The 24,223-nt window shown below is 71.4% G+C and carries 18 protein-coding genes; 8 read left to right on the forward strand and 10 right to left on the reverse strand.

What is annotated here, in order from left to right:
• Positions 1-57: 57 nt before the first annotated feature.
• Positions 58-1,881, reverse strand: a complete 1,824-nt coding sequence (locus ACWGH0_RS10580) for a phosphoenolpyruvate carboxykinase (GTP) (RefSeq protein ID WP_453403774.1) — start codon at positions 1,879-1,881, stop codon at positions 58-60.
• Positions 1,882-2,103: 222 nt separating this feature from the next.
• Here ACWGH0_RS10580 and trhA point away from each other — a divergent pair, with 222 nt between their 5' ends.
• Positions 2,104-2,814: a PAQR family membrane homeostasis protein TrhA gene (trhA, locus tag ACWGH0_RS10585; protein WP_453403775.1), complete on the forward strand. Its 711-nt coding sequence runs from the start codon at positions 2,104-2,106 to the stop codon at positions 2,812-2,814.
• 342 nt (positions 2,815-3,156) lie between these two features.
• Positions 3,157-3,792 (forward strand): TetR/AcrR family transcriptional regulator, encoded by a 636-nt coding sequence (locus tag ACWGH0_RS10590; protein ID WP_453403776.1) that lies wholly within the window; start codon positions 3,157-3,159, stop codon positions 3,790-3,792.
• 143 nt (positions 3,793-3,935) lie between these two features.
• Here the strand turns inward: ACWGH0_RS10590 and ACWGH0_RS10595 are convergent, their stop codons facing one another.
• Together ACWGH0_RS10595 and ACWGH0_RS10600 are read right to left on the reverse strand one after the other, a co-directional pair.
• Entirely contained in the window at positions 3,936-6,377 is a 2,442-nt protein-coding gene (locus ACWGH0_RS10595) for a galactose oxidase-like domain-containing protein (RefSeq protein ID WP_453403777.1), read from the reverse strand.
• Complete coding sequence (locus ACWGH0_RS10600) at positions 6,374-7,822, reverse strand: ArnT family glycosyltransferase (protein WP_453403778.1); 1,449 nt, start codon at positions 7,820-7,822, stop codon at positions 6,374-6,376. The genes ACWGH0_RS10595 and ACWGH0_RS10600 overlap by 4 nt, the downstream gene beginning before the upstream one ends.
• Before the next feature lie 413 nt (positions 7,823-8,235).
• Here ACWGH0_RS10600 and ACWGH0_RS10605 point away from each other — a divergent pair, with 413 nt between their 5' ends.
• Together ACWGH0_RS10605 and ACWGH0_RS10610 are read left to right on the forward strand one after the other, a co-directional pair.
• Positions 8,236-9,489: a glycosyltransferase gene (locus tag ACWGH0_RS10605; RefSeq protein ID WP_453403779.1), complete on the forward strand. Its 1,254-nt coding sequence runs from the start codon at positions 8,236-8,238 to the stop codon at positions 9,487-9,489.
• 17 nt (positions 9,490-9,506) lie between these two features.
• Positions 9,507-10,730 (forward strand): glycosyltransferase, encoded by a 1,224-nt coding sequence (locus ACWGH0_RS10610; RefSeq protein WP_453403878.1) that lies wholly within the window; start codon positions 9,507-9,509, stop codon positions 10,728-10,730.
• Between the two features lie 339 nt (positions 10,731-11,069).
• Here ACWGH0_RS10610 and ACWGH0_RS10615 read toward each other — a convergent pair whose 3' ends face one another.
• The gene (locus ACWGH0_RS10615; protein ID WP_453403780.1) at positions 11,070-13,091 is read right to left on the reverse strand and encodes a thioredoxin domain-containing protein; all 2,022 of its coding nucleotides are present in this window, start codon (positions 13,089-13,091) and stop codon (positions 11,070-11,072) included.
• 45 nt (positions 13,092-13,136) lie between these two features.
• The gene (locus ACWGH0_RS10620; protein ID WP_453403781.1) at positions 13,137-14,471 is read right to left on the reverse strand and encodes a recombinase family protein; all 1,335 of its coding nucleotides are present in this window, start codon (positions 14,469-14,471) and stop codon (positions 13,137-13,139) included.
• Positions 14,472-14,612: 141 nt separating this feature from the next.
• Between ACWGH0_RS10620 and ACWGH0_RS10625 the strand changes: the two genes are divergently transcribed.
• The gene (locus ACWGH0_RS10625) at positions 14,613-17,831 is read left to right on the forward strand and encodes a tetratricopeptide repeat protein (protein WP_453403782.1); all 3,219 of its coding nucleotides are present in this window, start codon (positions 14,613-14,615) and stop codon (positions 17,829-17,831) included.
• A gap of 105 nt (positions 17,832-17,936) precedes the next feature.
• On the opposite strand, the gene ACWGH0_RS10630 is transcribed toward ACWGH0_RS10625, so the two are convergent.
• Both ACWGH0_RS10630 and mca read right to left on the reverse strand, forming a co-directional pair.
• Entirely contained in the window at positions 17,937-18,230 is a 294-nt protein-coding gene (locus ACWGH0_RS10630) for a hypothetical protein (protein ID WP_453403783.1), read from the reverse strand.
• Complete coding sequence (gene mca / locus ACWGH0_RS10635; protein ID WP_453403784.1) at positions 18,223-19,104, reverse strand: mycothiol conjugate amidase Mca; 882 nt, start codon at positions 19,102-19,104, stop codon at positions 18,223-18,225. Before mca ends, ACWGH0_RS10630 begins: the two co-directional genes overlap by 8 nt.
• A 97-nt stretch (positions 19,105-19,201) precedes the next feature.
• Between mca and ACWGH0_RS10640 the strand changes: the two genes are divergently transcribed.
• Positions 19,202-19,621 (forward strand): DUF4307 domain-containing protein, encoded by a 420-nt coding sequence (locus ACWGH0_RS10640; protein WP_453403785.1) that lies wholly within the window; start codon positions 19,202-19,204, stop codon positions 19,619-19,621.
• A 146-nt stretch (positions 19,622-19,767) separates the two neighbouring features.
• The gene (greA, locus tag ACWGH0_RS10645) at positions 19,768-20,265 is read left to right on the forward strand and encodes a transcription elongation factor GreA (RefSeq protein WP_453403786.1); all 498 of its coding nucleotides are present in this window, start codon (positions 19,768-19,770) and stop codon (positions 20,263-20,265) included.
• An 83-nt stretch (positions 20,266-20,348) separates the two neighbouring features.
• Here greA and ACWGH0_RS10650 read toward each other — a convergent pair whose 3' ends face one another.
• The 3 genes from ACWGH0_RS10650 to ilvA form a co-directional block, all read right to left on the reverse strand.
• Positions 20,349-21,203: an ABC transporter permease gene (locus tag ACWGH0_RS10650; protein ID WP_453403787.1), complete on the reverse strand. Its 855-nt coding sequence runs from the start codon at positions 21,201-21,203 to the stop codon at positions 20,349-20,351.
• Positions 21,200-22,171, reverse strand: coding sequence for an ATP-binding cassette domain-containing protein (locus ACWGH0_RS10655; RefSeq protein ID WP_453403788.1), 972 nt, complete (start codon positions 22,169-22,171; stop codon positions 21,200-21,202). The genes ACWGH0_RS10650 and ACWGH0_RS10655 overlap by 4 nt, the downstream gene beginning before the upstream one ends.
• Before the next feature lie 123 nt (positions 22,172-22,294).
• A complete protein-coding gene (gene ilvA / locus ACWGH0_RS10660; RefSeq protein ID WP_453403789.1) occupies positions 22,295-23,524 on the reverse strand; it encodes a threonine ammonia-lyase in 1,230 nt (409 codons plus the stop codon).
• A 144-nt stretch (positions 23,525-23,668) separates the two neighbouring features.
• Here ilvA and ACWGH0_RS10665 point away from each other — a divergent pair, with 144 nt between their 5' ends.
• Positions 23,669-24,205, forward strand: coding sequence for a MarR family winged helix-turn-helix transcriptional regulator (locus ACWGH0_RS10665; RefSeq protein ID WP_453403790.1), 537 nt, complete (start codon positions 23,669-23,671; stop codon positions 24,203-24,205).
• The last annotated feature ends 18 nt before the right edge of the window (positions 24,206-24,223 follow it).

Consider the following 24,223-nt stretch of genomic DNA (forward strand, 5'->3'; position numbering starts at 1 on the left):
CCACAGGTCAGGGCGGATGTCAGGAAGGCCCGGCCGCGGAGTCCGGTGGCGCGGGGATCAGCCCAGGCGCTCCACGAGCGCGTGGTACTCGTCCCACAGCTCCTTCGGGGCGTGGTCGCCGAAGGTGTTCAGGTGCTCGGGGACCAGGGCGGCCTCCTCGCGCCAGACCTCCTTGTCGACCGTCAGCAGGAAGTCCAGCTCGTCCTCGGACAGGTCCAGGCCGTCGGTGTCCAGGGAGCCCTTCGCCGGCAGGATGCCGATGGGGGTCTCGACGCCCTGGGCCCTGCCCTCCAGGCGCTCGACGATCCACTTGAGCACGCGGCTGTTCTCACCGAAGCCCGGCCACACGAACTTGCCCGCGTCGTTCTTGCGGAACCAGTTGACGTAGTAGATCTTCGGCAGCTTGGCCGGGTCCTTGTCGGCGCCGACCTTGACCCAGTGGCCCATGTAGTCGCCCATGTTGTAGCCGCAGAACGGCAGCATGGCGAACGGGTCGCGGCGCAGCTCGCCGACCTTGCCCTCGGCGGCGGCGGTCTTCTCGGAGGCGACGTTCGCGCCGAGGAAGACACCGTGCTGCCAGTTGAAGGACTCGGTCACCAGCGGCACGGCGGTCGCGCGGCGGCCACCGAAGAGGATCGCCGAGATCGGCACGCCCTTGGGGTCCTCCCACTCGGGCGCGATAATCGGGCACTGGCCGGCCGGGACGGTGAAGCGGGCGTTGGGGTGGGCGGCGGGGGTGCCGGACTCGGGGGTCCAGTCGTTGCCCTTCCAGTCCGTGAGGTGCGCGGGCGCCTCCTCGGTCATGCCCTCCCACCACACGTCGCCGTCGTCGGTGAGCGCGACGTTCGTGAAGACGGAGTTGCCCCACATCGTCTTCATCGCGTTGGCGTTGGTGTGCTCACCGGTGCCGGGCGCGACGCCGAAGAAACCGGCCTCCGGGTTGATCGCGTAGAGCTGGCCGTCCTCGCCGAACCGCATCCAGGCGATGTCGTCGCCGATGGTCTCGACGGTCCAGCCGGAGATCGTGGGCTCCAGCATGGCCAGGTTGGTCTTGCCGCAGGCCGACGGGAACGCGGCGGCGACGTACTTCGGCTCGCCCTTCGGCGGGGTGAGCTTGAGGATCAGCATGTGCTCGGCCAGCCAGCCCTCGTCGCGCGCCATGACGGACGCGATGCGCAGGGCGTAGCACTTCTTGCCGAGCAGGGCGTTGCCGCCGTAGCCGGAGCCGTAGGACCAGATCTCGCGGTCCTCGGGGAAGTGCGAGATGTACTTCGTGGAGTTGCACGGCCACGGGACGTCGGCCTCGCCCTCGGCGAGCGGCGCGCCGAGGGTGTGGACGGCCTTGACGAAGAAGCCGTCGGTGCCGAGCTCGTCGAGGACGGCCTGACCCATCCGGGTCATCGTGCGCATCGAGACGGCGACGTACGCCGAGTCGGTGATCTCGACGCCGATGGCGGAGAGCGGGGAGCCGACCGGGCCCATGCAGAACGGGACGACGTACATGGTGCGGCCGCGCATCGAGCCGCGGAAGACGCCCTGCTCGCCGGCGAAGATCTCCCGCATCTCGGCGGGGGCCTTCCAGTGGTTGGTCGGGCCCGCGTCCTCCTCCTTCTCGGAGCAGATGAACGTGCGGTCCTCGACGCGGGCGACGTCGCTCGGGTCGGACGCGGCGTAGTAGGAGTTCGGGCGCTTGACCGGGTCCAGCTTCTTGAACGTGCCCTTGGCCACGAGCTCCTCGGCGAGCCGCTCGTACTCGGCCTCCGAGCCGTCGCACCAGACGATCCGGTCCGGCTCGGTGAGGGCTGCGATCTCGTCGACCCAGGAGATCAGCTCCTGGTGTTTCGTCGGAAGGGTGGTGGGAGCCGCGTTCTCGCGCGCCACGGTTGCTCCTAAGTGAGGGTGTTTTCAGGTGTATGCCCCGTGGGGGCTGCGACCCGGATGCTTCACGACGTTGTTTCGCTGGCGCTCATCCGGTGCCGACCGCACTCAAATGATGATCCGTGGAGAGCGCCCATATGTCCAGGGGGCCTCTCACGTGAGCATCACCACTCATTTCGCCCCTACCTGCGCGTAACCTACGGTGGCGTAGCTAGGATTGATCGCATGACGTCCGCCCAGTCCGACCAGCGCACCAACCCCGACGGCCCCGGGGAGGGGCCCGTCGAGATCGACCTTCCGAGCCCCGTCAAACCGAAGCTGCGCGGCTGGCTGCACGCCGGCATGTTCCCCGCCGTGCTGATCGCCGGCGTGACGCTCGTCGTCCTCGCGGAATCCACCCGCGCCCGCGTGGCCTGCGGGATCTACGTCCTGACGGCATGCCTGCTCTTCGGCGTCAGCGCGGTCTACCACCGGGGCACCTGGGGGCCCCGGGGCGAGGCCGTGCTGCGCAGGCTCGACCACGCCAACATCTTCCTGATCATCGCCGGCACCTACACCCCTCTCACGGTCCTCCTGCTGCCCGACTCGACGGGCCGCACCCTGCTGTGGGCGGTCTGGGCGGCGGCCGTCGCCGGCATCGTGTTCCGGGTCTTCTGGGTCGGCGCCCCGCGCTGGCTCTACACCCCCTGCTACATCGCGATGGGTTGGGCGGCCGTCTTCTTCCTGCCCGACTTCATGCGCGCGGGAGGCATCGCCGTCCTGGTGCTGGTCATCGTCGGCGGGCTGCTCTACAGCGCCGGCGGCGTGATCTACGGCCTCAAGCGCCCCAACCCGTCACCGCGGTGGTTCGGGTTCCACGAGGTGTTCCACTCGCTGACCCTGGCCGCGTTCGCCGCGCACTACGTGGGCATCTCGATGGTCGCCTATTCGGCCTGACAGCCCGCGCCCGTTCGGCCGCGCCGCCCGTACGACGCGCACCACCCGCACCGGCCGCGGCCTCGACGCCGCGGCCACCCGCCACGTCGTCAGCGCGACGACGGCCAGCACCACCCCGAGGACGGCGGCCCCGCCGCCGACCAGGACTCCCACCACGCACAACGCCGCCGCGACGACGGCCGACCCGTTGACGACCTCACCCATGACGACAGCCCCCTTCCGCACACCCCGCACACCTGTCCGGTTTCACGGACCGTTCATCTACCCCGCACACATCGTGACATGCCCCACTGACAGCGGCCGGGGGCCCGGCATCGGCCCGCGACGGGCCGATGCCCGACAATGGCGGTCATGGCCGCCGACATCCCGCACCCGCTCGCCGACACCGCACCGCCCCGCCCGGGCCTGCGCGAGCGCAAGAAGCTCAAGACGCGTACCGCGATCCGCACCGCGACGTACCGGCTGATCGCCGAGCAGGGGTACGAGGCCACCACCGTCGACCAGATCGCCGAGGCCGCCGAGGTGTCGCCCTCGACCGTCTTCCGCTATTTCCCGGCCAAGGAAGACATCGTCATCACCGACGAGTACGACCCGCTGATGGAGGCGGCCCTGCGCGCCCGCCCCGCCGACGAGCCGCTCGTCGAGTCCCTGCGCGTCGTCGTCACCCAGGCGCTGCGCCACTCCCTGACGCACGAGCCCGAGGAGATGCTGACGCGTTCGCGGTTGGTGACCGAGGTTCCCGCCGTACGCGCGCGCATGATGGAGAGCATGTCCGTGACCGGCCGCAGGCTGTGCGCGGTCGTGGCCGAGCGGACCGGGCGGCGGGCGGACGACCTCGACGTACGGGTCGTCTCGATGGGCTTCGTCGCCGCCCTGATGGAGACGACCGTGTACTGGGCCGAGCACGGCAGGCAGGACGACCTGATCGCCCTGGTAGACCGCACGCTCGACACCCTCGACCACGGGTTCCGCCTGTGACGGCGCAAGTGGTGACAGCGCGAGCGGTGACCGGGTGAACCGGTGACCAGGTGAACCGGTGACCGCGTCAGCCGGTGAACAGGCCGGTGGCCCGGACCTGCGAGGTCCGGGCCACCGGGTCCGGCAAAGCCGGGAGGCGTCGCTCACCGCCTGCGGAAGTCACCCTTCCCGCACGCCCTGCCGTCCTTGTTCCGGTCCAGCCGGTGCCGGTCGCGCCGCACGTCCAGCACGCCGTACCCCTTGGACTTCAGCCACTCGCACCGGTCGGCCGCCGGCACCGCCTTCGGGAACGTCCACGGCACGCAGGTGCTGACCTCGCCGTACGCGTGGTCGCAGCCGTCGTACCCCACGGGCATCTTCACGCCCCGCTTCCCGCCGCGCGGCTTCCCGTGGTCGCCGTGCCCCGGCGTCCTGGGCGCCGCCGCCAGTTCGTCGGCGAAACTCTGCACGCGCTGCGCCGCGACCTGCCCCTGCGGGCCGATCCGCACCCACTTCGAGACCGACGGCACGCCCTTGGCGTCGACGACCGAGAGCATGTACCAGCCGGGCGGCGCCAGGTTGGGGTTGCTGGTGAGGCTGAGGTCGATGGTGCTCCCGTCGACCGTCATCGGCAGGTCGACGAGGCGCTGGTTCGGGTCGGACGAGTGCGTGACGGCCGCCGGACGGATCAGGGACGCCTTGACCACCGGCCTGTCGACCGTGATGCGCTGCGCCGAGCCGTACGCCCAGTTCTGCGAGGCCACCGAGGTGATCCTGGGGCGGGTGCCCTTGAAGAAGTAGGGCGGCTTGTAGATCGACACCCGCTGGTCGAAGGAGCCGTCGCCCGGGTTGTCACCGACGCTCAGCACCCGCCCGTCCGGCAGCAGCGTGGACGAGGAGTGGTACGTGCGCGGCACCGGGTCGGCGGCGAGTCCCGGCTGGAACGTGTTCGTGGCCGGGTCGTACATCGACGCCTCGAAGACCGGGTCCTCGCGGTAGGTGTGCAGCGCGCCGCCGGTCTCCAGCACCTTGCCGTCCGGCAGGATCACCGCCGACAGGTAGACCTTGCCCTCGGCGCCCTTCTGGAAGGTGCCGTCCTTGTACTTCCCCTGCGGGAGGTCGGGCCCGGCGACGTACTGCGGGGAGGCGGTCTTCAGGTCGATCAGGTCGACGAGCCGGTGCGCGTCGGGCGAGACGGTGTGGTTCCCGCCGCCCGCCGTGAGCACTTTCTGGTCCTGTGCCGGGGGCAGCAGCAGCGACGCGGACTGGTCGCGTTCGTCCTTCTTCCGCAGGCCCGGCACGTCCGTGATGGTGCCGTTCTCGTAGTCGTAGACGGACGCCCCGGTGCCGGGCAGGCCGACGCCGAAGGTGTGGCTGCCGCTGTAGAAGAGACGGCCGTCCTGGAGCAGGATCATCGCCGGGTACAGGCCCCAGAACGACCAGGCCTGCTTGGCCCCGCCCATCGGGAGCCACTTGTTCTGGGCGTAGCTGAAGTGCTCGTTGACGACCGTCCCGGCGGCGTCCTCGCCGAGGCCGCCCAGGGAGAGGACGTCGCCGCTGCCGAGGGCGGTCGCGGACGGGTACCAGTGGCCGGCCAGCATGTCGTTGACCTTGAGGTACTTGTTGAGCTTCGGGTCGAAGACGTAGCTCGTCCGCAGGCCCTTGTAGCCGACCGTGCCGTCCGCCGAGGCGTAGTCCTTGTTGCCGCCGACGACGAGCACGCGCCCGTCGGGCAGCTGGACGTGCCCGGCGCAGAAGAAGTCCTCGGGGGTCGGAACGGCCGTGTACGTGCCGGTGGCCGGGTTGAACAGCGAGGACTTGAACGTCCCGGCGGCGAAGGCGTCACGGTCGTTGCCGGAACCGGCGATCAGCAGCACCTTGCCTGTGTGCAGCAGCACGGAGTGGATGGCGCGCACCGGTGAGGGCGCGGTCTGCACGGTCCACTGCCCCCTGCACTCCGGTCCCTTGCCCTCGCAGGGGTCGGCGGGCGGCTCGGGCACGACGGCGGCGTCGGCCATCGCGTAGTCGTCGGTGGTGAGCGATCCGACGCCGTAGAGCGCCGCGCCCCAGGTGATCCGGTCGGTGCCGGCGGGGATCACGGGCGTACGGACCTCGGTACGGCCGTACGCCTCGCTCTGCGGCAGGGTGTTGAGGTCGGTCCAGAACACCCAGCCGGCCGTCGTGTCGTGCCGGAAGAGCGTCATGGTCACGTCGGGCGACGTCGACTTGTACCAGAGGGACAGGTCGTACTGGTGGCCCTCGGTGACCTGCGGCGCGCACTCGTTCTCCAGCATCATCACCTTGCGGTCGCCGTCGGTGCGGCGGGTGAGGTCGATGCGCAGGGCCCGCTGTCCGGCGTGCGCATCGCCGGTCACCGTGTACGTGAAGTCGTTGTCGCCCCAGCCGGACTTCTCGAAGCACTCGGGGAACTGGCCCTGCGCGTCGAGCGTTTCCAGACCGGGATTGGCTATGAGGTTCGGTGCGGCGCTGGCGGGCGGGGCGTCGAGCGGCGCGAGCCCGAAGCCGGCCGCGAGCAGGGCGAGCGCGGTGAGCACCAGGCGTGTCCTGCCGCGCCGGCGTCCCGCCTTCCTGCGGTACGAGGTCATCGTCCGGCCCCCTTCTTGAACGTGCTGTCACCGTCGACCTGGAGGATGTCGATCCGGCCGTCCCCCTCCCCGAAGGTGGCGACCGGTTCGCTGTGCCGGAACAGGTCCCGCAGCGTCGGCAGGTTGCTCTGCTCGCCGCGCAGGGCGGGCGTGGACACGACGAGGTCGATGTCCTTCCAGCCGTGCGGCAGGGTCCTGGCGACCGCCGGGTCCTGGTCGAGCTTGTAGTGCCAGATGGCGCCGGTGCCCGGCCGGTATCCGGCCTCGACGGCGTCCAGCCACAGCACGCCGTCGGTGACGACCCGCATGCGCGCCCGGTCGCCGACCGGCGTCTCGCGCAGCCAGCGGGCGGCCGCGTGGTAGACGCCGTTGTCGTCGCCGCGCACGGTCTCGCGGTCCTCGCGGTACCAGTGCGGTGCGACGAACACGGCGGCGACCGCGACGAGCGCGGTGGCCGCAGCGGGGCGCGCCAGGCGGTGGCGGGCCGGGACGAGGGCGACCAGCGCGCACCCGAGTCCCGTCACGGTGAGCGCGAGGAACGGCAGCACCTGGGCGACGTACATCTGCGGCAGGTAGCCGCCCGGGCGCAGGGCGACCAGGGCCAGGACCAGGACGGCGAGGGCCACGGGCCGCAGGCGGCGCACGGCGAGGCCGGCCACGGCGGCCGCGCTTCCGGCGGCCAGCAGGTACGGGTCGCGGGAGAACCAGTCGAGGACCAGGGTGTTGGCGTCGGTCCCCGCCTGGAACACGGAGCCGCTGCCCTCCCGCCCGCCGAGCTGGAACTTGAGGGTGCCGATGAGCGAGACGTGGCCGGCGCCCGGCACCAGCTCGCCCTTGAGCGTCGCGTACAGCGGATAGAAGAGGCCGGTCAGGACGAAACCCGAGCCGAATCCGGCGAAGGAGAACTTCCGCGTCCTGGGATGGCTGCCCTGCCACAGCGTCACCAGGACGACGGGCAGCAGGACGGCGATCGTCTCCTTGGACAGGACCGCGAGGGCGAACGCGCTGCCCGCGGCGATGTGGTGCCACAGGTGGCGGCGCGGCGAGAGGGCGAGGGCGAAGGCCGCCAGCGCCCAGACGACCGCGAAGTTGTCGAGGTAGATCTGCCGGTGCAGGGTCACCGCGAGCGGCGAGAGCCCGTACAGCAGCGTCGCGAAGGCGGCGGCCGGGCGGCCGAGGCCGATGCGGCGGCCGACGACGAAGACGAGGAACGCGCCGGCGGCGACCACGGGCAGCATCGCGATGCGGCCCTGGACGAACGTCGGCAGGTCGGGGAAGAGCCAGGCCGGCAGCCAGGCGAGGCCCGCGAGCTGTATCCAGCCGAACGGCGGATGGTCGTACCAGTAGGTGTAGTGGGCGAGGTCGCCGTTGCGCACCGCCCACGCCTGGGCGAGATACGTTCCCTCGTCGTCATTGGGGAACGGGAAATTGCCTATGTTCCACACGCGAACGGAAATGATCAGAAGCAATAGCGGCGCCACCCAGAGGAAATCTCTGAGAAACGTGGACCCGTTCGGAGTTTCCGGAGCTTTCCGGGATGTGGACGCCACGTGAGGAGGGCGTAATTCCGGACCGTTGCGGGTATTGGCGCGCAGCACAGTGTTACTCATGCAGATCCCCCCACCCTGAAGACCCCCCTGGCCTGCAGCTCCCCGAATCCGACCCCCCGGACCCGGGCATGCCGCAGCAGCATGGCACACAACGGGCATGCCACATAAGAAGAATCTTATATTCCGGTTGTGGCGGCGGGAGTGCGACCCATGCGTCGACCCAGGCCTCATTGCCGCGCAAAACAATGACCTGCTAGCTTCCCCGGCGGGGAGGAACAACAGAACACGAGAGACCCAGGGGGGAATTCATGGTCTCCGCCGTCCTTTTATTGGACTCGCTCATACTCATGGCCACCGCCGGAGTCACGCTCTGGTGGATGGTTCACGCCTGGCGCACGCCAGAGACGCTGGAGGCGACCGCCTTCGCCGAACCCGACGGACACCACGGGGTGTCCTTCTCGCTCCTCGTGCCCGCCCGGCACGAGGAGGCCGTGCTCCGGCACACGGTCGAGAACATGCTGAAGATCGACCACCCGGACTTCGAGATCGTGCTCATCGTCGGCCACGACGACCCGGGCACCGCCGCCATCGCCCACCAACTGGCCGCCGAGCACCCGCACATGGTGCAGACCGTCGTCGACCACCACGAGGCCAAGAACAAGCCGCGCGCCCTCAACACGGCGCTGCCGTACGCGAAGGGCGACGTCGTCGGCGTCTTCGACGCGGAGGACATCGTCCACCCGGAGCTGCTCAGCCACGTCGACTTCGCCTTCCGCCGCGACGACGCGGACGTAGTCCAGGGCGGCGTGCAGCTCGTCAACTTCGACACCAGCTGGTACAGCCTGCGCAACTGCCTGGAGTACTTCTTCTGGTTCCGCAGCCGGCTGCACCTGCACGCCCGCAAGGGCTTCATCCCGCTCGGCGGCAACACCGTCTTCGTACGCGCCGCACTGCTGCGCGAGACCGGCGGCTGGGACGGCGACTGCCTCGCCGAGGACTGCGATCTCGGCGTACGGCTGTCGTCACGCGGCGCCAAGGTCGTCGTCGCGTACCACGCCGCACTCGTCACCCGCGAGGAGACACCCGACACGCTGTACGCGCTCTACAAGCAGCGCACCCGGTGGAACCAGGGCTTCCTCCAGGTCCTGCGCAAGGGCGAATGGCGCCGGCTGCCGGGCTGGCGCCAGCGTCTCCTCGCCCGCTACACCCTCTCCACGCCCTTCCTCCAGGCCGCCACCGGCGTCATGATCCCACTGGGCCTCGTGCTCGCCTGGCTCGGCGGCGCGCCCCTGCCGATCGCACTCGTCGCCTGGCTGCCGATGGTCCCGATGGCCGCGATGACGGTCTTCGAAGCCGTCGCCCTGCACGACTTCGGCCGTGAGTACGGCTTCCGCATCGGGCCGTGGCAGTACGTGAAACTCACCGTCGGAGGCCCCGTCTACGCCGTCGTCCTCGCCGGGGCCGCGCTGCGCGCCGTCTGGCGCGAGTACACCGGGCGCAGGGACTGGGAGCTCACCTCCCACATCGGCGCCCACCTCACACCGCAGCAGGAGGCCCGGTGACGGCGGACCCGCTCGACATGGCGCTCGACGTGTCCCTCGGCGCACCACCGGACGCCGCCCCGGACTCGCCGCTCGACGTCTCCGTCGTCGTCCCCACCTTCAACGAGGCCGGCAACATACGAGAGCTGCTGCGCCGCATCACCGCGGCAGTGACCTCGGCCGGCCTCAGCGCCGAGATCGTCTTCGCCGACGACTCGACGGACCACACGTGCCAGGTCATCGAGGACGCCGCGGCCTCGACCCCGCTGCCCGTCGTCCTGCACCACCGGGCGGTCCCGTCCGGCGGGCTCGGCGGCGCGGTCGTCGAGGGCGTCGCCCGCTCCACCGCCCCATGGATCGTCGTCATCGACGCCGACCTCCAGCACCCGCCCGAACTCGTCCCCGAACTGCTCGCCCGCGGCCGGTCCACCGGCGCGGAACTCGTCGTCGCCAGCCGGTACGCCGCGGGCGGCAGCCGGTCCGGCCTCGCGGGCGGCTACCGGACGCTGGTGTCCGGCACGTCGACGCTCCTCACCAAAGCCGTCTTCCCGCGCGCGCTGCGCGGGCTGACCGACCCGATGAGCGGCTTCTTCGCGATCCGCCGCGAGGCGGTGGACCGGGCGGCCGCCGCCGAGGACGGGCTTCAGCCGCTCGGCTACAAAATCCTGCTCGAACTGGCGGTACGGTGCCGGCCGAGCGGCGTCGCGGAAGTGCCGTACGCCTTCGGGGAGCGGCACGCCGGCGCCTCGAAGTCGACGGTGCGGGAGGGCCTGCGCTTCCTGCGGCACCTGGTCACGCTGCGCACGGCGGACCCCCGGGCCCGGGTCGCCGTCTTCGGCCTGATCGGCCTCTCCGGGTTCGTACCGAACCTGGCGCTGCTGTGGCTGCTCAACGGACCGGGGGACATGCACTACGCCCCCGCCGAGATCATCGCCAACCAGGCGGGCCTGCTCTGGAACTTCGTCCTGGTCGACTCGCTCCTGTACCGCCTGCGGCGGGGCCACCACCGCAGATCGCTGCGGCTGCTCACCTTCGCGGCGGTGGGCAACGCGGACCTCGTGGCGCGGCTGCCGCTGGCGGCGCTGTTCATCGCGTACGGAGGGCTCGCTCCGGTCCCCGCGACGGCGGCGGGCATGGTGGTGGTCTTCGCGGGCCGCTTCCTGCTGGTGGACCGCTGGCTCTACCGCCGTTCCCAGGGCCGCCGGCAGCCCCTGCCGGCCCCGGCCCGCACCGCGCTGCCGGACGCGACCGGCGGGGGCTGACGGGGGCGGGGGCGAGGACCGGCAGTGCGGCCGGGCTCCGCCCCCGTAACCCGTCCCGGACGCGCGAGGGGCCTCGACGAGGAGCGTCCGCCGGGCGCGGCCCGGCGGCACGCGCCCACACCCACACCTCGCCTCCGGCCTGCGGAAACCCGGCGCGGAACGCTTGGCCGGGGGCCCGTGCCCCGGCCCGGCGAGCCGGGACGGGCGCGGGAAACGACCAGGGTCCGGCGAGGCGGCGTGGGACACGACCCGACCACACACGGGCGGCCGCGTACGGCCCGGGTCCGCAGAGGCGAGGCGGGCGCCGGACACGGCCCGCGCGCCGGGGCAGTCCGCGCCCTAGCCGGCCGCGTCGCCCAGCCGCTCCCGCAGCACCGCCGGGTCCGAGGTCGGCGCGTCGCACACGAAGTGGCGGCACACATACGCCCCCGCCGGCCGCTCCGCCAGCAGCGGGAACTCGTCACTGCCCACCTCGCCGACCGCGACCACCGCGCCCGGCGCCGCGGTCAGCAGCGCCACCCGGCGCAGTTCCTTCGTCACCGGGTCGTCGCCGGCGCCCACCACCGCCACCTCGCGCGGCCCGTCCAGCGCCGCCTCGGCGACCGCCAGACCCCACCCGATGAAACGCGGCGCACGCGGCCCCAGCGTCTTCACCACGCCCAACGCCCGCTCCGCGGCGCTGCGGTGCGCCTCCGACCCCGTGTGCGCGGCGTACGACAGCAGCGCACCCGCCGCGGCCGTCCACCCGGACGGCGTGGCGTTGTCCGTCGGGTCCTGGGGGCGCCGGATCAGCTTCTCCGCGTCGTGGGCGGTGTCGAACAGCGTCCCGTCGTCCCCGAGGAACTGGTCGATGACGATGTCCAGCAGGAAGCCCGAGAACTCCAGCCAGACGCCCTCCCCCGACACCGCCGCCAGCGCCAGGAACCCCTCCGCCACGTCGGCGTAGTCCTCCAGCACACCCGCGTTCGCGCCCACCTGGCCGTCCTTCGACGTACGGGCGAGCCGCGCCCCTTCGCCCATGTGCACCCGCACCAGCAGGTCGGCGGCCTCGGTCGCCCGCTCCACCAGGTCCGGCCGGTCGAAGTACGCCCCGGTCTCGGCCAGCGCGGCGATCGCCAGGCCGTTCCAGGCGGCCACGATCTTGTCGTCCCGGCCCGGCCTCTCCCGTGCCCCGCGCGCCGCGAGCAGCCGCGCCCGGACGCCGGCCACCCGCGCCAAGTCGTCCTCGCCCTCGCCGGCCGGGAGCTGGAGGACGGACGCCCCTTCCTCGAACGTCCCCTCCTCCGTCACCCCGAAGAGCCGGGCGGCGAACTGCGCGTCCTGCTCGCCGAGCACCTCCCGAAGCTGCTCCGGCGTCCATACGTAGTACGCGCCCTCGACGTGCCTGCCCGTGCCGTCGTCGCTGTCGGCGTCCAGCGCGGACGCGAATCCGCCGCCGGGCGTACGCAGTTCGCTCACCATGAAGTCGGCGGTCTCCAGCGCGACCCGGCGGGCGAGCTCCGAACCGGTGGCCCGCCACAGGTGGGCGTAGACCCGGCACAGCAGCGCGTTGTCGTACAGCATCTTCTCGAAGTGCGGCACGACCCACGCGCGGTCCACCGAGTACCGCGCGAAACCCCCGGCGAGCTGGTCGTAGATCCCGCCGCGCGCCATCGCCTCACAGGTGTCGGCGGCCATGTGCAGAGCGCCCTCGGACTGCGTGCGCGCGTAGTGCCGCAGCAGGAACTCCAGCACCATGGACGGCGGGAACTTCGGCGCCCCGCCGAACCCGGCGTGGGTGGCGTCGTAGTCCCGCGTCAGCGCGAGCAGGGCATGCGCCAGGTCCGACTCCCCCGGCAGTTCGGGCGCCCCGTACGCGAGCGAGCGCTCGCCCAGATCCCGGACGATCTTCCCGGCGACCTCGGCCACCTCGTCCCGCCGCCCGGTCCAGGCGGCACTGACGCCCTCCAGCACCTGCCGGAAGGACGGCATGCCGTGCCGGGGCTCGGGCGGGAAGTACGTACCGAAGTAGAAGGGGGCGGCATCGGCGGTCATGAACACGGTCATGGGCCAGCCGCCCTGCCCCGTGGCGGCCTGCACGGCCTCCATGTACACGGCGTCCACGTCCGGCCGCTCCTCGCGGTCGACCTTGACGTTGACGAAGTGCTCGTTCATGTAGGAGGCGGTCTGCTCGTCCTCGAAACTTTCAGTCGCGAGGACATGGCACCAATGACAACTTGAATAGCCGACACTGAGCAGAACCGGCACCCCCCGCCGTCGCGCCTCCTCGAAGGCCGCGGGCGACCACGGCCACCAGTCGACCGGGTTGTCGGCGTGCTGGAGCAGGTACGGGGACGTCTCATGAGCCAGGCGATTCGGCATACCTCCATCCTGCCTCACGGTGTCCGCCAAGCCCGCGAGCCCAGCTCAAACGGCATGTACGGGCACTGCCACCCGATCTGCCCACTTCCAGACAGGGGTTATGCGCAAGTAGTCCCAGGCGTGTCTGCCCTTGACGCCCGGCTGGACGACGAGGCACCGAAAGACGGAGGCGATCACCTTCCGCCTCTCCTCAAAGCCCATCTCGCCCGAGCTCCAGCGCCGCCGCAGGGGCTCCGGCAAACGCACACGGCCTTCACCACCCACGGGAAAGAGCAGCGTCTCGATGGCGTGGTCCACCAACGGCCCGCTGATGGCACAACGGCCGCAGTGGGTGCAGGCGTACCTGTACGGACTCTTCCTACTGCTGCCCCTGCCACCCCCCAGCTTTTGGTTGCAGGGCTCACCGCTCGCGAGTACCGCGCCGCAGCGGAGAAATCCGCTGGCCAGGTAGAGGGGCCGGGCCTTCTCCTTGGTGAGCCTAGGAGCTCCGCTGCCCCGATGGGCATAAAGGCTGCCGGCCTCGAAGGTGGTGCACACCGCGCGCCACTGATCGGGGGTCACGATGGGGGCCCATTGCCCGACCACTGGCTGGCCACTGTCCGGATGGAGCAGCAGGGTGCCGCGGTTCGCCCGGTAACCGCAAACACGCGGCGCGGTGATGATCTGAGTAACGGTCTGCGACTTGGGAAGGCCGCCACGCGTACCCGTGATACCGAGTTCGCGCCACTCCCTTGCTACGGCTCTGACGGCCTTGCCATTGATGCGGTCCTCGATCGCTCGGCGTACCAGATCGGCTTCCACCGTGTGGAGGGTGAGGCGATCGTCCTGCCAGCCGAATGGACGCGGCCCGCTGTGGGGCGTCCCGTCCACGGCCCGGGACCAGTGCCAGTCGCGCAACCGCCGGCCCCGGGTCTCGGTCTCGGTGTTTGCCGCCTCGAGTGAGTGCACAGCTTGGAGCAGCCCCTCCTTCGTATAGGGATTTCGGATCCCGTTCTGATCCACTTGGACACGCCCCGGTCGGCAGGTCAGGGCCTCGAAGAAGCGGGCGAAGTCTTCCGTCGTGCGGTAGAGGCGATCGTCCGCCACAGAGACGACACCGTGCAGCGGTCTGCCGTCATGGACGGACCCCTTCCTCAGGTCTGCGAGCAGTTGATCGAAGCCCAGCCGTTCGGAGCCGGGCTTGGAGGCGCCGCGTCCGTTGTCGGTGTACGCGGCGACGATGACGCAGCCGTATGCACGGGCCGACCGCTCATTGATCCGGTGCTGGTTGTTGACCCCGTGGGCATCGCGCCTGCGGAAGTCCTCCGAGGTACGCGCGTATGAGGCAACCGGTATGAGTCCCGGCCCTGCGGATTCCGGGTAACTGTGTGTAACGCGCATGTGTCCTCGATCGACTTCACGATTCGACTGTTATTCCGACGACCACCTCAACGATCGATTGCCGAAGCAGGTCACCCTCGCGCGGACGCGCGTCAAGCAGGACACTTGTCGCGCGGTCATCGCTGTCGGAGGGGGACGTACATGCGGGAGAGCCACCGGGCCGAAGCCGAGCGGTTGTTGGTGCGGGCCGTCGAGGAGCAGGTGCGGCGGTCGGGCGGGCGGGTGGACGCCAACGCGCTGCTCGTGCGGGGCCGGGCCGCGCTGGAGTCGATGGCGGCGGGCGCGGGCGAGGAGTACGGCGCGTACGTCCGGGCGCTCGACGAGGCGCAGGCCGGGCAGGAGTCGCTGGCGGAACGGTTCAGCGGTGCGCGCCTGGCAACGCCCGTGCTCGTCGCGGCGGTTGCGGCCGTGGCCGCCTTCGGGGCCGACCTGGCCCTCGGTACGGGTGCCGGCACCGCGCTCGCCGCCGGGGCCGTCGTCGGCGTGGCCGGGGCCGCCGCCACCGTCGCCAAGGTGACCGCCTCGCACTGGCCCGCCGCTCACCGCAGGGCCGGCGCGCTGGCGCAGCCCGGCGGGCCGGAGCAGTTGCGGCTGGAGTGGCTCGCGGCGCTGGAGGTGCGGGGGATACGGCCGTTCCTCGATCAGCAGCAGGTGCTGCTGGCCGCGACCCGGGGGGCCACGGCGAAGAAGAAGGCCGCCGTGGGGCAGCTGCGGGGAGCCGACCGCAGCCAGGCGGCGCGCAGGCGGACCGTACTGGAGCAGTCCTTCGGGCACCTGCCGGAGCCGGAGGGGCCGTTCGCGGGGCGGCGGGGCGCGATGGGGCAGATCGCGCGGTGGGTGCACGCGGCGCGGGCGAGCACCGAGACGCGGCCGACGGTCGTGGTGCTGCACGGGGCGCCCGGTTCGGGGCGTACGACGCTGGCGGTGCGGGCGGCGCACCACCTGCGGGACCAGTTCCGGGGCGCGTGCGTGGTGGATCTGCGCGGTGACTCGGCGGGCGAGGCGCCGCTGTCGACGCGGGAGGCGCTGCTGCACCTGCTGAACCGGCTGGGTGCGCCGCGCGAGCAGTTGCTGTTCCGGGAGCGGTCCTCGCAGGAGCAGCAGTTGCGCAGGCTGACCGAGCTGTACCACCAGCATCTGACGGGCCTGCCGGTGACGGTGGTGCTCGACGACGCCTCGGACGCGGCGCAGGTGCGCACGCTCGTGCCGGAGCGTTCGGACAGCCTGGTGCTGGTGACCGCGCGCGGGCCGCTGGACCTGCCCGCCGACATCCCGGCGTGGGTGCACCAGCTGCCGGTGGAGGCGCTGGACACGGCGGGCGCGGAGGAGCTGCTGCGGGAGGTGGCGCAGGAGAAGGAGGGACCGTACGACGCGGAGGCGGCGGACCGGATCACCGAGCTGTGCGGCGGGCTGCCGCTGGCGCTGCGGGTCGCCGGTTCGTCGCTGGGAACGCGCACCCCGCGGGTCCTGGCGGCGGATCTGGAAGCGTACGGCCCCGTCGAGCCGGTGGAGCGTGCGCTGTGGCTTCGCTACGCCGACCAGCCGGAGGCGGCCCGCCGCCTGCTGCGGCGGCTCGCGCTGGCCGGGCGGGCGAGCCTGGGGGCGGCCGCGGCGGCGGCGCTGCTGGCCACGGACGAGCAGGAGGCGCAGCGGCTGCTGGGGGAGCTGTCACGTGCCGGGCTCATCGACCATGTGCGGGGCAGCCGCTACCGGCTGCACGATCTCGTCCGGGCCTTCGCGCAGGCGCGGCTGCTGGACGAGGAGGAGCCGGCGGACCGTGCGGCGGCGCAGGAGCGGTTGATCCGCAACTACGGCGAGCTGGCCGACTCGGTGATCCGCCTGGTCGACGGGAAGACGTCGACGAGGGCGGACCGTTTCGGCGCCCACGGCTTCACGTCCCTGGAGACGGCCCTGCGCTGGCTGGACGACGAGTCCAGCTTCATCACGGCGGCGCTGCGCCAGGCGGAGGGGGTGGACCAGCAGGCCGTGCTGAACCTGCTGGGCGCGTTGTGCGACTACTGCCTGCTGCGCGGCGACCTGTACCGCCTGGGGGAGATCAGCGAGCTGACGCAGGCGGTCGACCAGGGGCTGCTCGTGCGGTCGGTGCAGTGGCGTACGGGTATCGCGGCGCGCCAGCTCGGTGAGCTGGACAAGGCGCGTACGACGCTGTCCTCGGTCGTCGATCTGTACTTCGAGGCGCAGCACGAGGCGGGCGCCGCCCGCGCCCTGTGTTCGCTGGGCATCACGCTGCACCACCAGGGGAATCTCGTGGAGGCGGCGGCCAAGCTGGGTGAGGCGCTCGCGCTCCAGGCGTCGGACGAGCTGGCGGCGGACCGTGCGTGGACGCTGCACGCGCTGGCGGCGGTGGAGCGGGACCGGGCGGACCTCGCGGACGCGGTCGCCCATCTCGACACCGCGCTGGTGCTCCACCGTGAGAGCGAGAGCCTGCACGGGCAGGCGTGGGCGCACTTCCAGCTCGGCCAGGTGTTCCTGCGGATGGGCGACGTGGAGCGGGCGGAGGGGCAGCTGCGGGAGGCGCTCGGTCTGTACGGGCGTACGCGCGACGGCCGCGGTGAGGCGTGGGCGCTGACGCAGCTGGCCCGCGCGCGGCTGGTGGACGGTGACGCGCCGGCGGCGGTCGGGGAACTGCGGGAGGCGCTGTCGCGCCACCGTGGGGCGGAGGACGCCCGGGGGGAGGCGTGGACGCTGTACTACCTCGGGCAGGCGCTGGAGGAGCAGGGCGACGCGGACGAGGCGGTGCGGGAGCTGGAGCGGGCGCGCGGCATGTTCTCGCGGATGCGGGACGTGTACGGGCTGGCGTGTGCCCGCCATCACTCGGGGCGGGTCACGCGCGACCAGCGGGCGGCCCGGACGGGCAATCTGCGCAACTCCGGTTTCGCCCGTCAGCTCCTGGTGGACGCGCGCGCCGACTTCCGCCGCATCGGGGTGGCGCACGGTGAGGCGTGGACGTGTCTGGAGCTGGCGATCGTGGACGCGGGCAACGACCGGCCGGCGCAGGCGCTGGGGCTGTGCGACGAGGCGGTGCGCCTCTTCACGTCGTACGAGGACCGGCGGGGCGCGGACTGGGCGCGCTTCCTGCGGTGCACGCTGCTGCCGTTCGGTTCGCCGGGGGGTTCGGAGATCGGCACGGCGGTGGCCCAGGAGGAGCTCTCCCAGCTGCTCCGGGCGTCCCACGCGTCCCGTGACGGCAAGCTGGAGGACTGCGCGGAGGCGTACGGCCTGGTCCTGGAGCGGGGGGTGGATCTCGCGGAGGGCTGGCAGGCGTGGCGGCTGGGCATGGTGCCGAATCGGCACGCGCGCGAGGTCATGGGCGTGCCGGTGGAGGCGGCGCGCGGGTAGCGGCCGGGGGCGCGGGGTCCGGGAGGCGGAAGGTCCGGGAAGGCGGAAGGCGCGGGAAGGGGCGGGTGGCGGTACGGGCCCGCCGGGGCCGCCCCCGTCCCGGCCCTAGGCGTCCTTGGGACGGTCCCCCGCCGGGCCGGCCTGGTCCGCCGGGGACGCGGCCGCGGCGGACGCCGTGGCGGTGTCCTTGCCGGGCTTCGCCGCCGGGTCCGGCGCCTCTTCGAAGTTCACCTTGCCCATGTGCCGGTTCATCGACTTCATCAGCATCCACACGCCGACGGCCAGCGCCGCGAACACCAGGAACCCGAGAACACCGGGGGTCACCTTGTTCTTGTCGAACTTGTCCGCGGCGAGCGGGACGAACTGCGTCATTGCCAGGGTTACGTTCACATCAGGCATTGTCGCGGATGCCTGCGAACAGGTCGCTCTCGGGGAGGGACGTATCGACGAGCGACTTGGCCAGCTCGTACTCCTCGGTCGGCCAGACCTCCCGCTGGATGTCCATCGGCACGCGGAACCAGCCGCCGTCGGGGTCGATCTGGGTGGCGTGCGCGATGAGCGCCTTGTCACGGATCTCGAAGAAGTCGGCGCACGGAACGTACGTGGTCAGCGTCCGCTCCGCCCGCTGGAACTCCTTCCAGCGCTCCAGCCACTCGCCGTACGGGGACTCCAGCCCGCGCTCCAGGAGCGCCTCGTGGAGGGCGACGGTGCGCGGCCGGTTGAAGCCCTGGTTGTAGTAGAGCTTCTGCGGCTGGTAGGCCGGGCCGAACTCCGCCTCCGGGAACTTCTCGGTGTCCGCCGCGCCCTCGAAGGCCACCATCGTGATCTTGTGGGTCATGATGTGGTCGGGGTGCGGGTAGCCGCCGTTCTCGTCGTACGTCGTGACGACCTGCGGACGGAAGGCGCGGATGGACTTCACCAGGCGGCCCGCCGCCACGTCGACGTCTTCAAGGGCGAAGCAGCCCTGCGGCAGCGGCGGCAGGGGGTCGCCCTCGGGGAGCCCGGAGTCGACGAAGCCGAGCCACTCCTGGCGGATGCCGAGGATCTCGCGGGCCTCGTCCATCTCCTTCTTGCGGACCTCGTGGATGTGCTCCTCGATGTACTTGTCGCCCTGGAGCTTCGGGTTGAGGATGGAACCGCGCTCGCCCCCCGTGCAGGTCACGACCAGCACGTCCACCCCCTCGGACACATACTTGGCCATGGTCGCCGCACCCTTGCTCGACTCGTCGTCGGGGTGGGCGTGAACGGCCATCAGTCGCAGCTGCTCAGTCAAGACTCGATCCTCAGTGATTCGGCGCAATAAGCGGCTTCTATAGTGACCGAATCGGGGGACGGAAAATTCCGGAGTCCCGGATCCAGGAGGAACGATCATGACCGCGGTGCGGCAGGACCTGCCCGAGGGCCGTTACGGCCGGTCGGCGGACGAGCGCGCGGACCGCAAGCTCAAGATCCTGGGCGCCGTGCTGGGCGCCGCGCTGCTGGCGATGACGGCCTGGTTCGGTTACGACTACATCACCGGCCAGAGGATCAGCGCCGAAGTGATCAAGTTCGACACCGTCTCGGACTCCGAGGTGAAGGTGCACCTGGAGGTCCGCAAGGAGGCGGGGGCGACCGGTACCTGCACCCTGCGCTCGCTCGCGGAGGACGGCGCCGAGGTGGGCCGCAGGGACGTCCGCGTCGAGCGGGCCGGCGTCGACCGCTTCGACGAGGTCTACTCGGTCCGTACGACGGCGAGGGCGACGAGCACCGAGCTGACAGGGTGCGTCGCGGACCCCGGTTCCACCGGCTGACCTGCGGATCTCCCGCTCCGGGCGTTTTCCTCCTCCCCCTTTTCCGCCTGAATTGTTAGGCTCGTGGTTTCGCCCGCCCCTGGAGGCACATCCTTCTGGGTAGGGCGATGCTTGCTTTGTAATCCCAGTACCGACGAGGAGCACCTGTGACCCAGACCAGCGAGAGCGTCACCTGGCTGACCCAGGAGGCGTACGACCAGCTCAAGGCCGAGCTGGAGTACCTGTCGGGTCCCGCACGCACGGAGATCGCCGGCAAGATCGCGGCTGCCCGCGAGGAGGGGGACCTGCGGGAGAACGGCGGGTACCACGCGGCCAAGGAGGAGCAGGGCAAGCAGGAGCTCCGTGTGCGCCAGCTGACCCAGCTCCTGGAGAACGCGAAGGTCGGCGAGGCCCCCACGACCAGCGGCGTCGTGGCCCCCGGCATGGTCGTCAAGATCGCCTTCGACGGCGACGAGGACGACACGATGACGTTCCTGCTCGCCTCCCGCGAGTACGCGAGCTCGGAGATCGAGACGTACTCGCCGCAGTCCCCGCTGGGCACCGGCGTGATGGGCAAGAAGGTCGGCGAGGACGCGCAGTACGAGCTCCCGAACGGCAAGAAGGCCTCGGTGAAGATCCTCGAAGCCACGCCGTACCAGGGCTGAGCTGCGCAACGCCCCGAGCTGCGCGAAGCCCCCGGCCGGATCCCCGGCCGGGGGCTTCGTCGTGCGTACGCCGGTCCGCGCGGTCAGACCGACGCCGAGCGGTACTTGCGCACCGCCAGCGTCCGGAACACCACGATGATCACGAGTGACCAGAGCAGCGAGGCCAGTACCGGCTGCTGCATGGGCCAGGCGTCGGACTGCACGACGCCCGGGTTGCCGAAGAGCTCCCGGCACGCCTGCACGGTGGCGCTGAAGGGGTTCCACTCGGCGATGGGGCGGATCCAGGAGGCCATCATCGTCGGGTCCACGAACGCGTTCGAGACGAACGTGACGGGGAAGAGCCAGATGAGGCCGCCGGACGTGGCCGCTTCGGGGGTGCGGACGGACAGGCCGATCAGGGCGCCGATCCAGGAGAACGCGTACCCGAGGAAGAGCAGCAGGGCGAAGGCGGCGAGCGCCTTCGCGACGCCCTCGTGGATGCGCCAGCCGACCAGCAGGCCGACGGCGGCGAGGACGACGACGGTCAGCGCCGTCTGCACGAGGTCGGCGAGGGTGCGGCCGGTGAGCACCGCGCCGCGCGCCATGGGCAGGGAGCGGAAGCGGTCGACGAGCCCCTTGTGCATGTCGTCGGCGATGCCGGCGCCCGCGCCGGCCGTGGCGAAGGTGACGGTCTGGGCGAAGATCCCGGCCATCAGGAACTCCCGGTAGGTGGCCGGGTCGAGGCTGCCCCCGACGCTCATGGAGCCGCCGAAGACGTAGCTGAACAGCACGACGAACATCACCGGCTGGATCAGCCCGAAGACCACCATTTCCGGGATCCTGGCCATCCGGATGAGATTCCGCTTGGCGATGACCAGGGAGTCGGTGACCGACTGGGCGAGGCCGCCGCGCGGCTGCGGGGCGCGGGGGCCGGGTGCGGTGTCCGTTACGGCGCTCACTGGGCGGCCTCCGCTTCTTCCTCCGCCGCCGCGGCCGCGTGGCCGGTCAGGGAGATGAAGACGTCGTCGAGGGTGGGGCGGCGCAGTCCGATGTCGTCGATCTCGACCCCGCGGAGATCCAGTTCGCGGATCACCTCGGCGAGCAGCTTGGCGCCGCCGGTGACGGGGACGGTGATCCTGCGGGTGTGCCGCTCGGTCTTGGTCTCGCCCTTGCCGAAGGCGCGCAGTACCTCGTCGGCCGCGGCGAGGTGTTCGGGGTCGTGCACGACGACCTCGATGCGCTCGCCGCCGGTGCGGGCCTTGAGCTGGTCGGAGGTGCCGCGCGCGATGACGCGGCCGTGGTCGATGACGCAGATGTCGTGGGCCAGGTGGTCGGCCTCTTCGAGGTACTGGGTGGTGAGCAGGAGCGTCGTACCGCCCTGGACGAGTTCCTGGATGACCTCCCACAGCTGCTGCCGGTTGCGGGGGTCGAGTCCGGTGGTGGGCTCGTCCATGAACATCACGGGCGGGCTGACGACGAGCGCCGCGGCGAGGTCGAGGCGCCTGCGCATGCCGCCGGAGTACGTCTTGGCCGTGCGGTCGGCGGCGTCGGCGAGGTGGAAGCGCTCCAGCAGTTCCTCCGCGCGGGCTTTCGACGCCTTCGCGGACATCTGGTAGAGCCTGCCGACCATCTGGAGGTTCTCGCGCCCGGTGAGGTATTCGTCGACGGCGGCGAACTGGCCGGACAGGCCGATGGAGCGGCGTACCTCGTTGGGATGCTTGAGGACGTCGATGCCGGCCACGACCGCCCTTCCGCTGTCGGGTCGCAGCAGGGTGGTCAGGACGCGGACGGCGGTGGTCTTGCCGGCGCCGTTCGGGCCGAGGAGGCCGAGGACCGTGCCGTGCGGCACGTCGAGATCGACCCCGTCCAGAGCTTTGACGTCGCCGAAGGTCTTCACCAGACCTTCGGCATGGATGGCGCCTGGCATGAGCGGTCCCCCCATGTGAGTGGGCGTTGCCTACGCGGATCCTAGATTCGCCGGACGTGCCCTGCTCGGCGAAAGCGTGCCGCGAAGACCACCGTAACGCGATACATCGCGTTCAGTCATCCCTCATGACAGCACGGTGTACCCCGCCGCCCGGAGCGACGACCTGACCTCCGCGCAGTGCTCGGGGCCCTTGGTCTCCAGGTGCAGTTCCACCTCGACCTCGGTGAGACCGAGGCGCGGATCGGTGCGTACGTGCCCCACGTCCAGGACGTTGGCGTCGGCCAGCGACAGCACCCCGAGCATGGCCGCGAGGGCGCCCGGCCGGTCCGTCAGGCGCAGCCGCAGGGACAGGTAGCGGCCCGCCGCGGCCATGCCGTGCCGCAGGATCCGCTGCATCAGCAGGGGGTCGACGTTGCCGCCCGACAGCACCGCCACCACGGGCCCCTCGAACGACTCCGGCCTGCTCAGCAGCGCGGCGACGGGGCTGGCCCCGGCCGGCTCGACGACCATCTTGGCCCGCTCCAGGCAGAGCAGCAGGGCGCTCGACAGCTCGTCCTCGGAGACCGTCACGATCCCGTCGAGCAACTGGTTGATCACCGCGAACGGCACGTCGCCGGGGCGCCCCACCTTGATGCCGTCCGCCATCGTCTGCGCCGTGTCGACCGACACCGGCCGCCCGGCCGCCAGCGACGGCGGGTAGCACGCCGCGTTCGCCGCCTGTACGCCGATGATCCGCACGTCGGGCCGCAGCGCCTTGACCGCGACCGCGATCCCGGCGGCCAGCCCGCCGCCGCCCACCCCGACGACGATGGTCCGCACCTCCGGGCACTGCTCCAGGATCTCCAGGCCCAGCGTTCCCTGGCCCGCGACGATGTCGGGGTGGTCGAAGGGGTGGATGAAGGCCGCGCCCGTCGTGTCGGCGTACGCCTGCGCGGCGGCCAGCGTCTCGTCGACCACCTGCCCGTGCAGGCGCACCTCGGCGCCGTACTCACGGGTCGCCGCGACCTTCGGCAGGGGCGCCCCCAGCGGCATGAACACGGTGGACCGTACGCCGAGGAGTGTCGAGGCCAGGGCGACGCCCTGCGCGTGGTTGCCGGCGCTGGCGGCCACGACGCCGGCCGCGCGCTGCTCGGGGGAGAGCCCGGCGATGCGCACGTACGCGCCGCGCAGCTTGAACGAACCGGTCCGCTGGAGGTTCTCGCACTTCAGGTGGACCGGTGACCCGACGAGTCGCGACAGGTGACGGCTGCCCTCCATCGCCGTGCTCCTGGCCACCCCGGAGAGCATCTTCTGCGCCCCCCGGATGTCGTCGAGCATGAGGTCGCGGAAGGGGTCGGCCGTACGGAAGCTCATGACCGCAAGTCTGGCAGCTCGGCGGCCGGGGGGCCGCCGGGGTACGAGCCCGCACCGTTTCTCGCAGCGCCGGTACGCGCCCGCTGCCACCCGCGTACTCTGTCCCCCACCAAACCGACCACCGCACGAAGAGAGCCCCCAGCCATGCCCACTTCCCAGGACATGACGACTGATCCGGACACCGGCCTCCTCGATGCCCTCCAGCACCAGGTGGCCGTCTTCGCCCGCCGTGCCGAGCAGACCAGGCTCGGCGGAGTGGGCCAGGTCCGCAACTCCATGGACCGCGCGGCCTATCTGCTGCTCAACCGGCTCGACCAGGAGGGCCCGATGGGCGTCAAGGCGCTGGCCGCGGGCATGGGGATCGACTCGTCGACCGTGACCCGGCAGGTCGCGCCGCTCGTCGACACGGGCCTCGTGAAGCGCACGTCGCACCCGGAGGACGGCCGCGCCGTCGTGCTCCAGCTGTCGCCGCGCGGGCAGGCGCGGCTCGACGAGGTGCGCTCGTCGAGGCGCGAACTGATGGCGCAGGTGACGGACGGCTGGACCCAGGAGGAGCGCGACGCGTTCTGCACGCTCCTCACGCGCTTCAATTCCGCGCTGTCGGCCCGCCAGAGCGCGGCCGGGACCGAGCCGGGCGCCGAGGCGGCGGGCGCCGGCGCAGAGGTGCCTCCCGCCTCTTGACCCGGGGCGGGTTCCTGC

The sequence above is a fragment of the Streptomyces sp. NPDC054887 genome, from assembly GCF_053610585.1.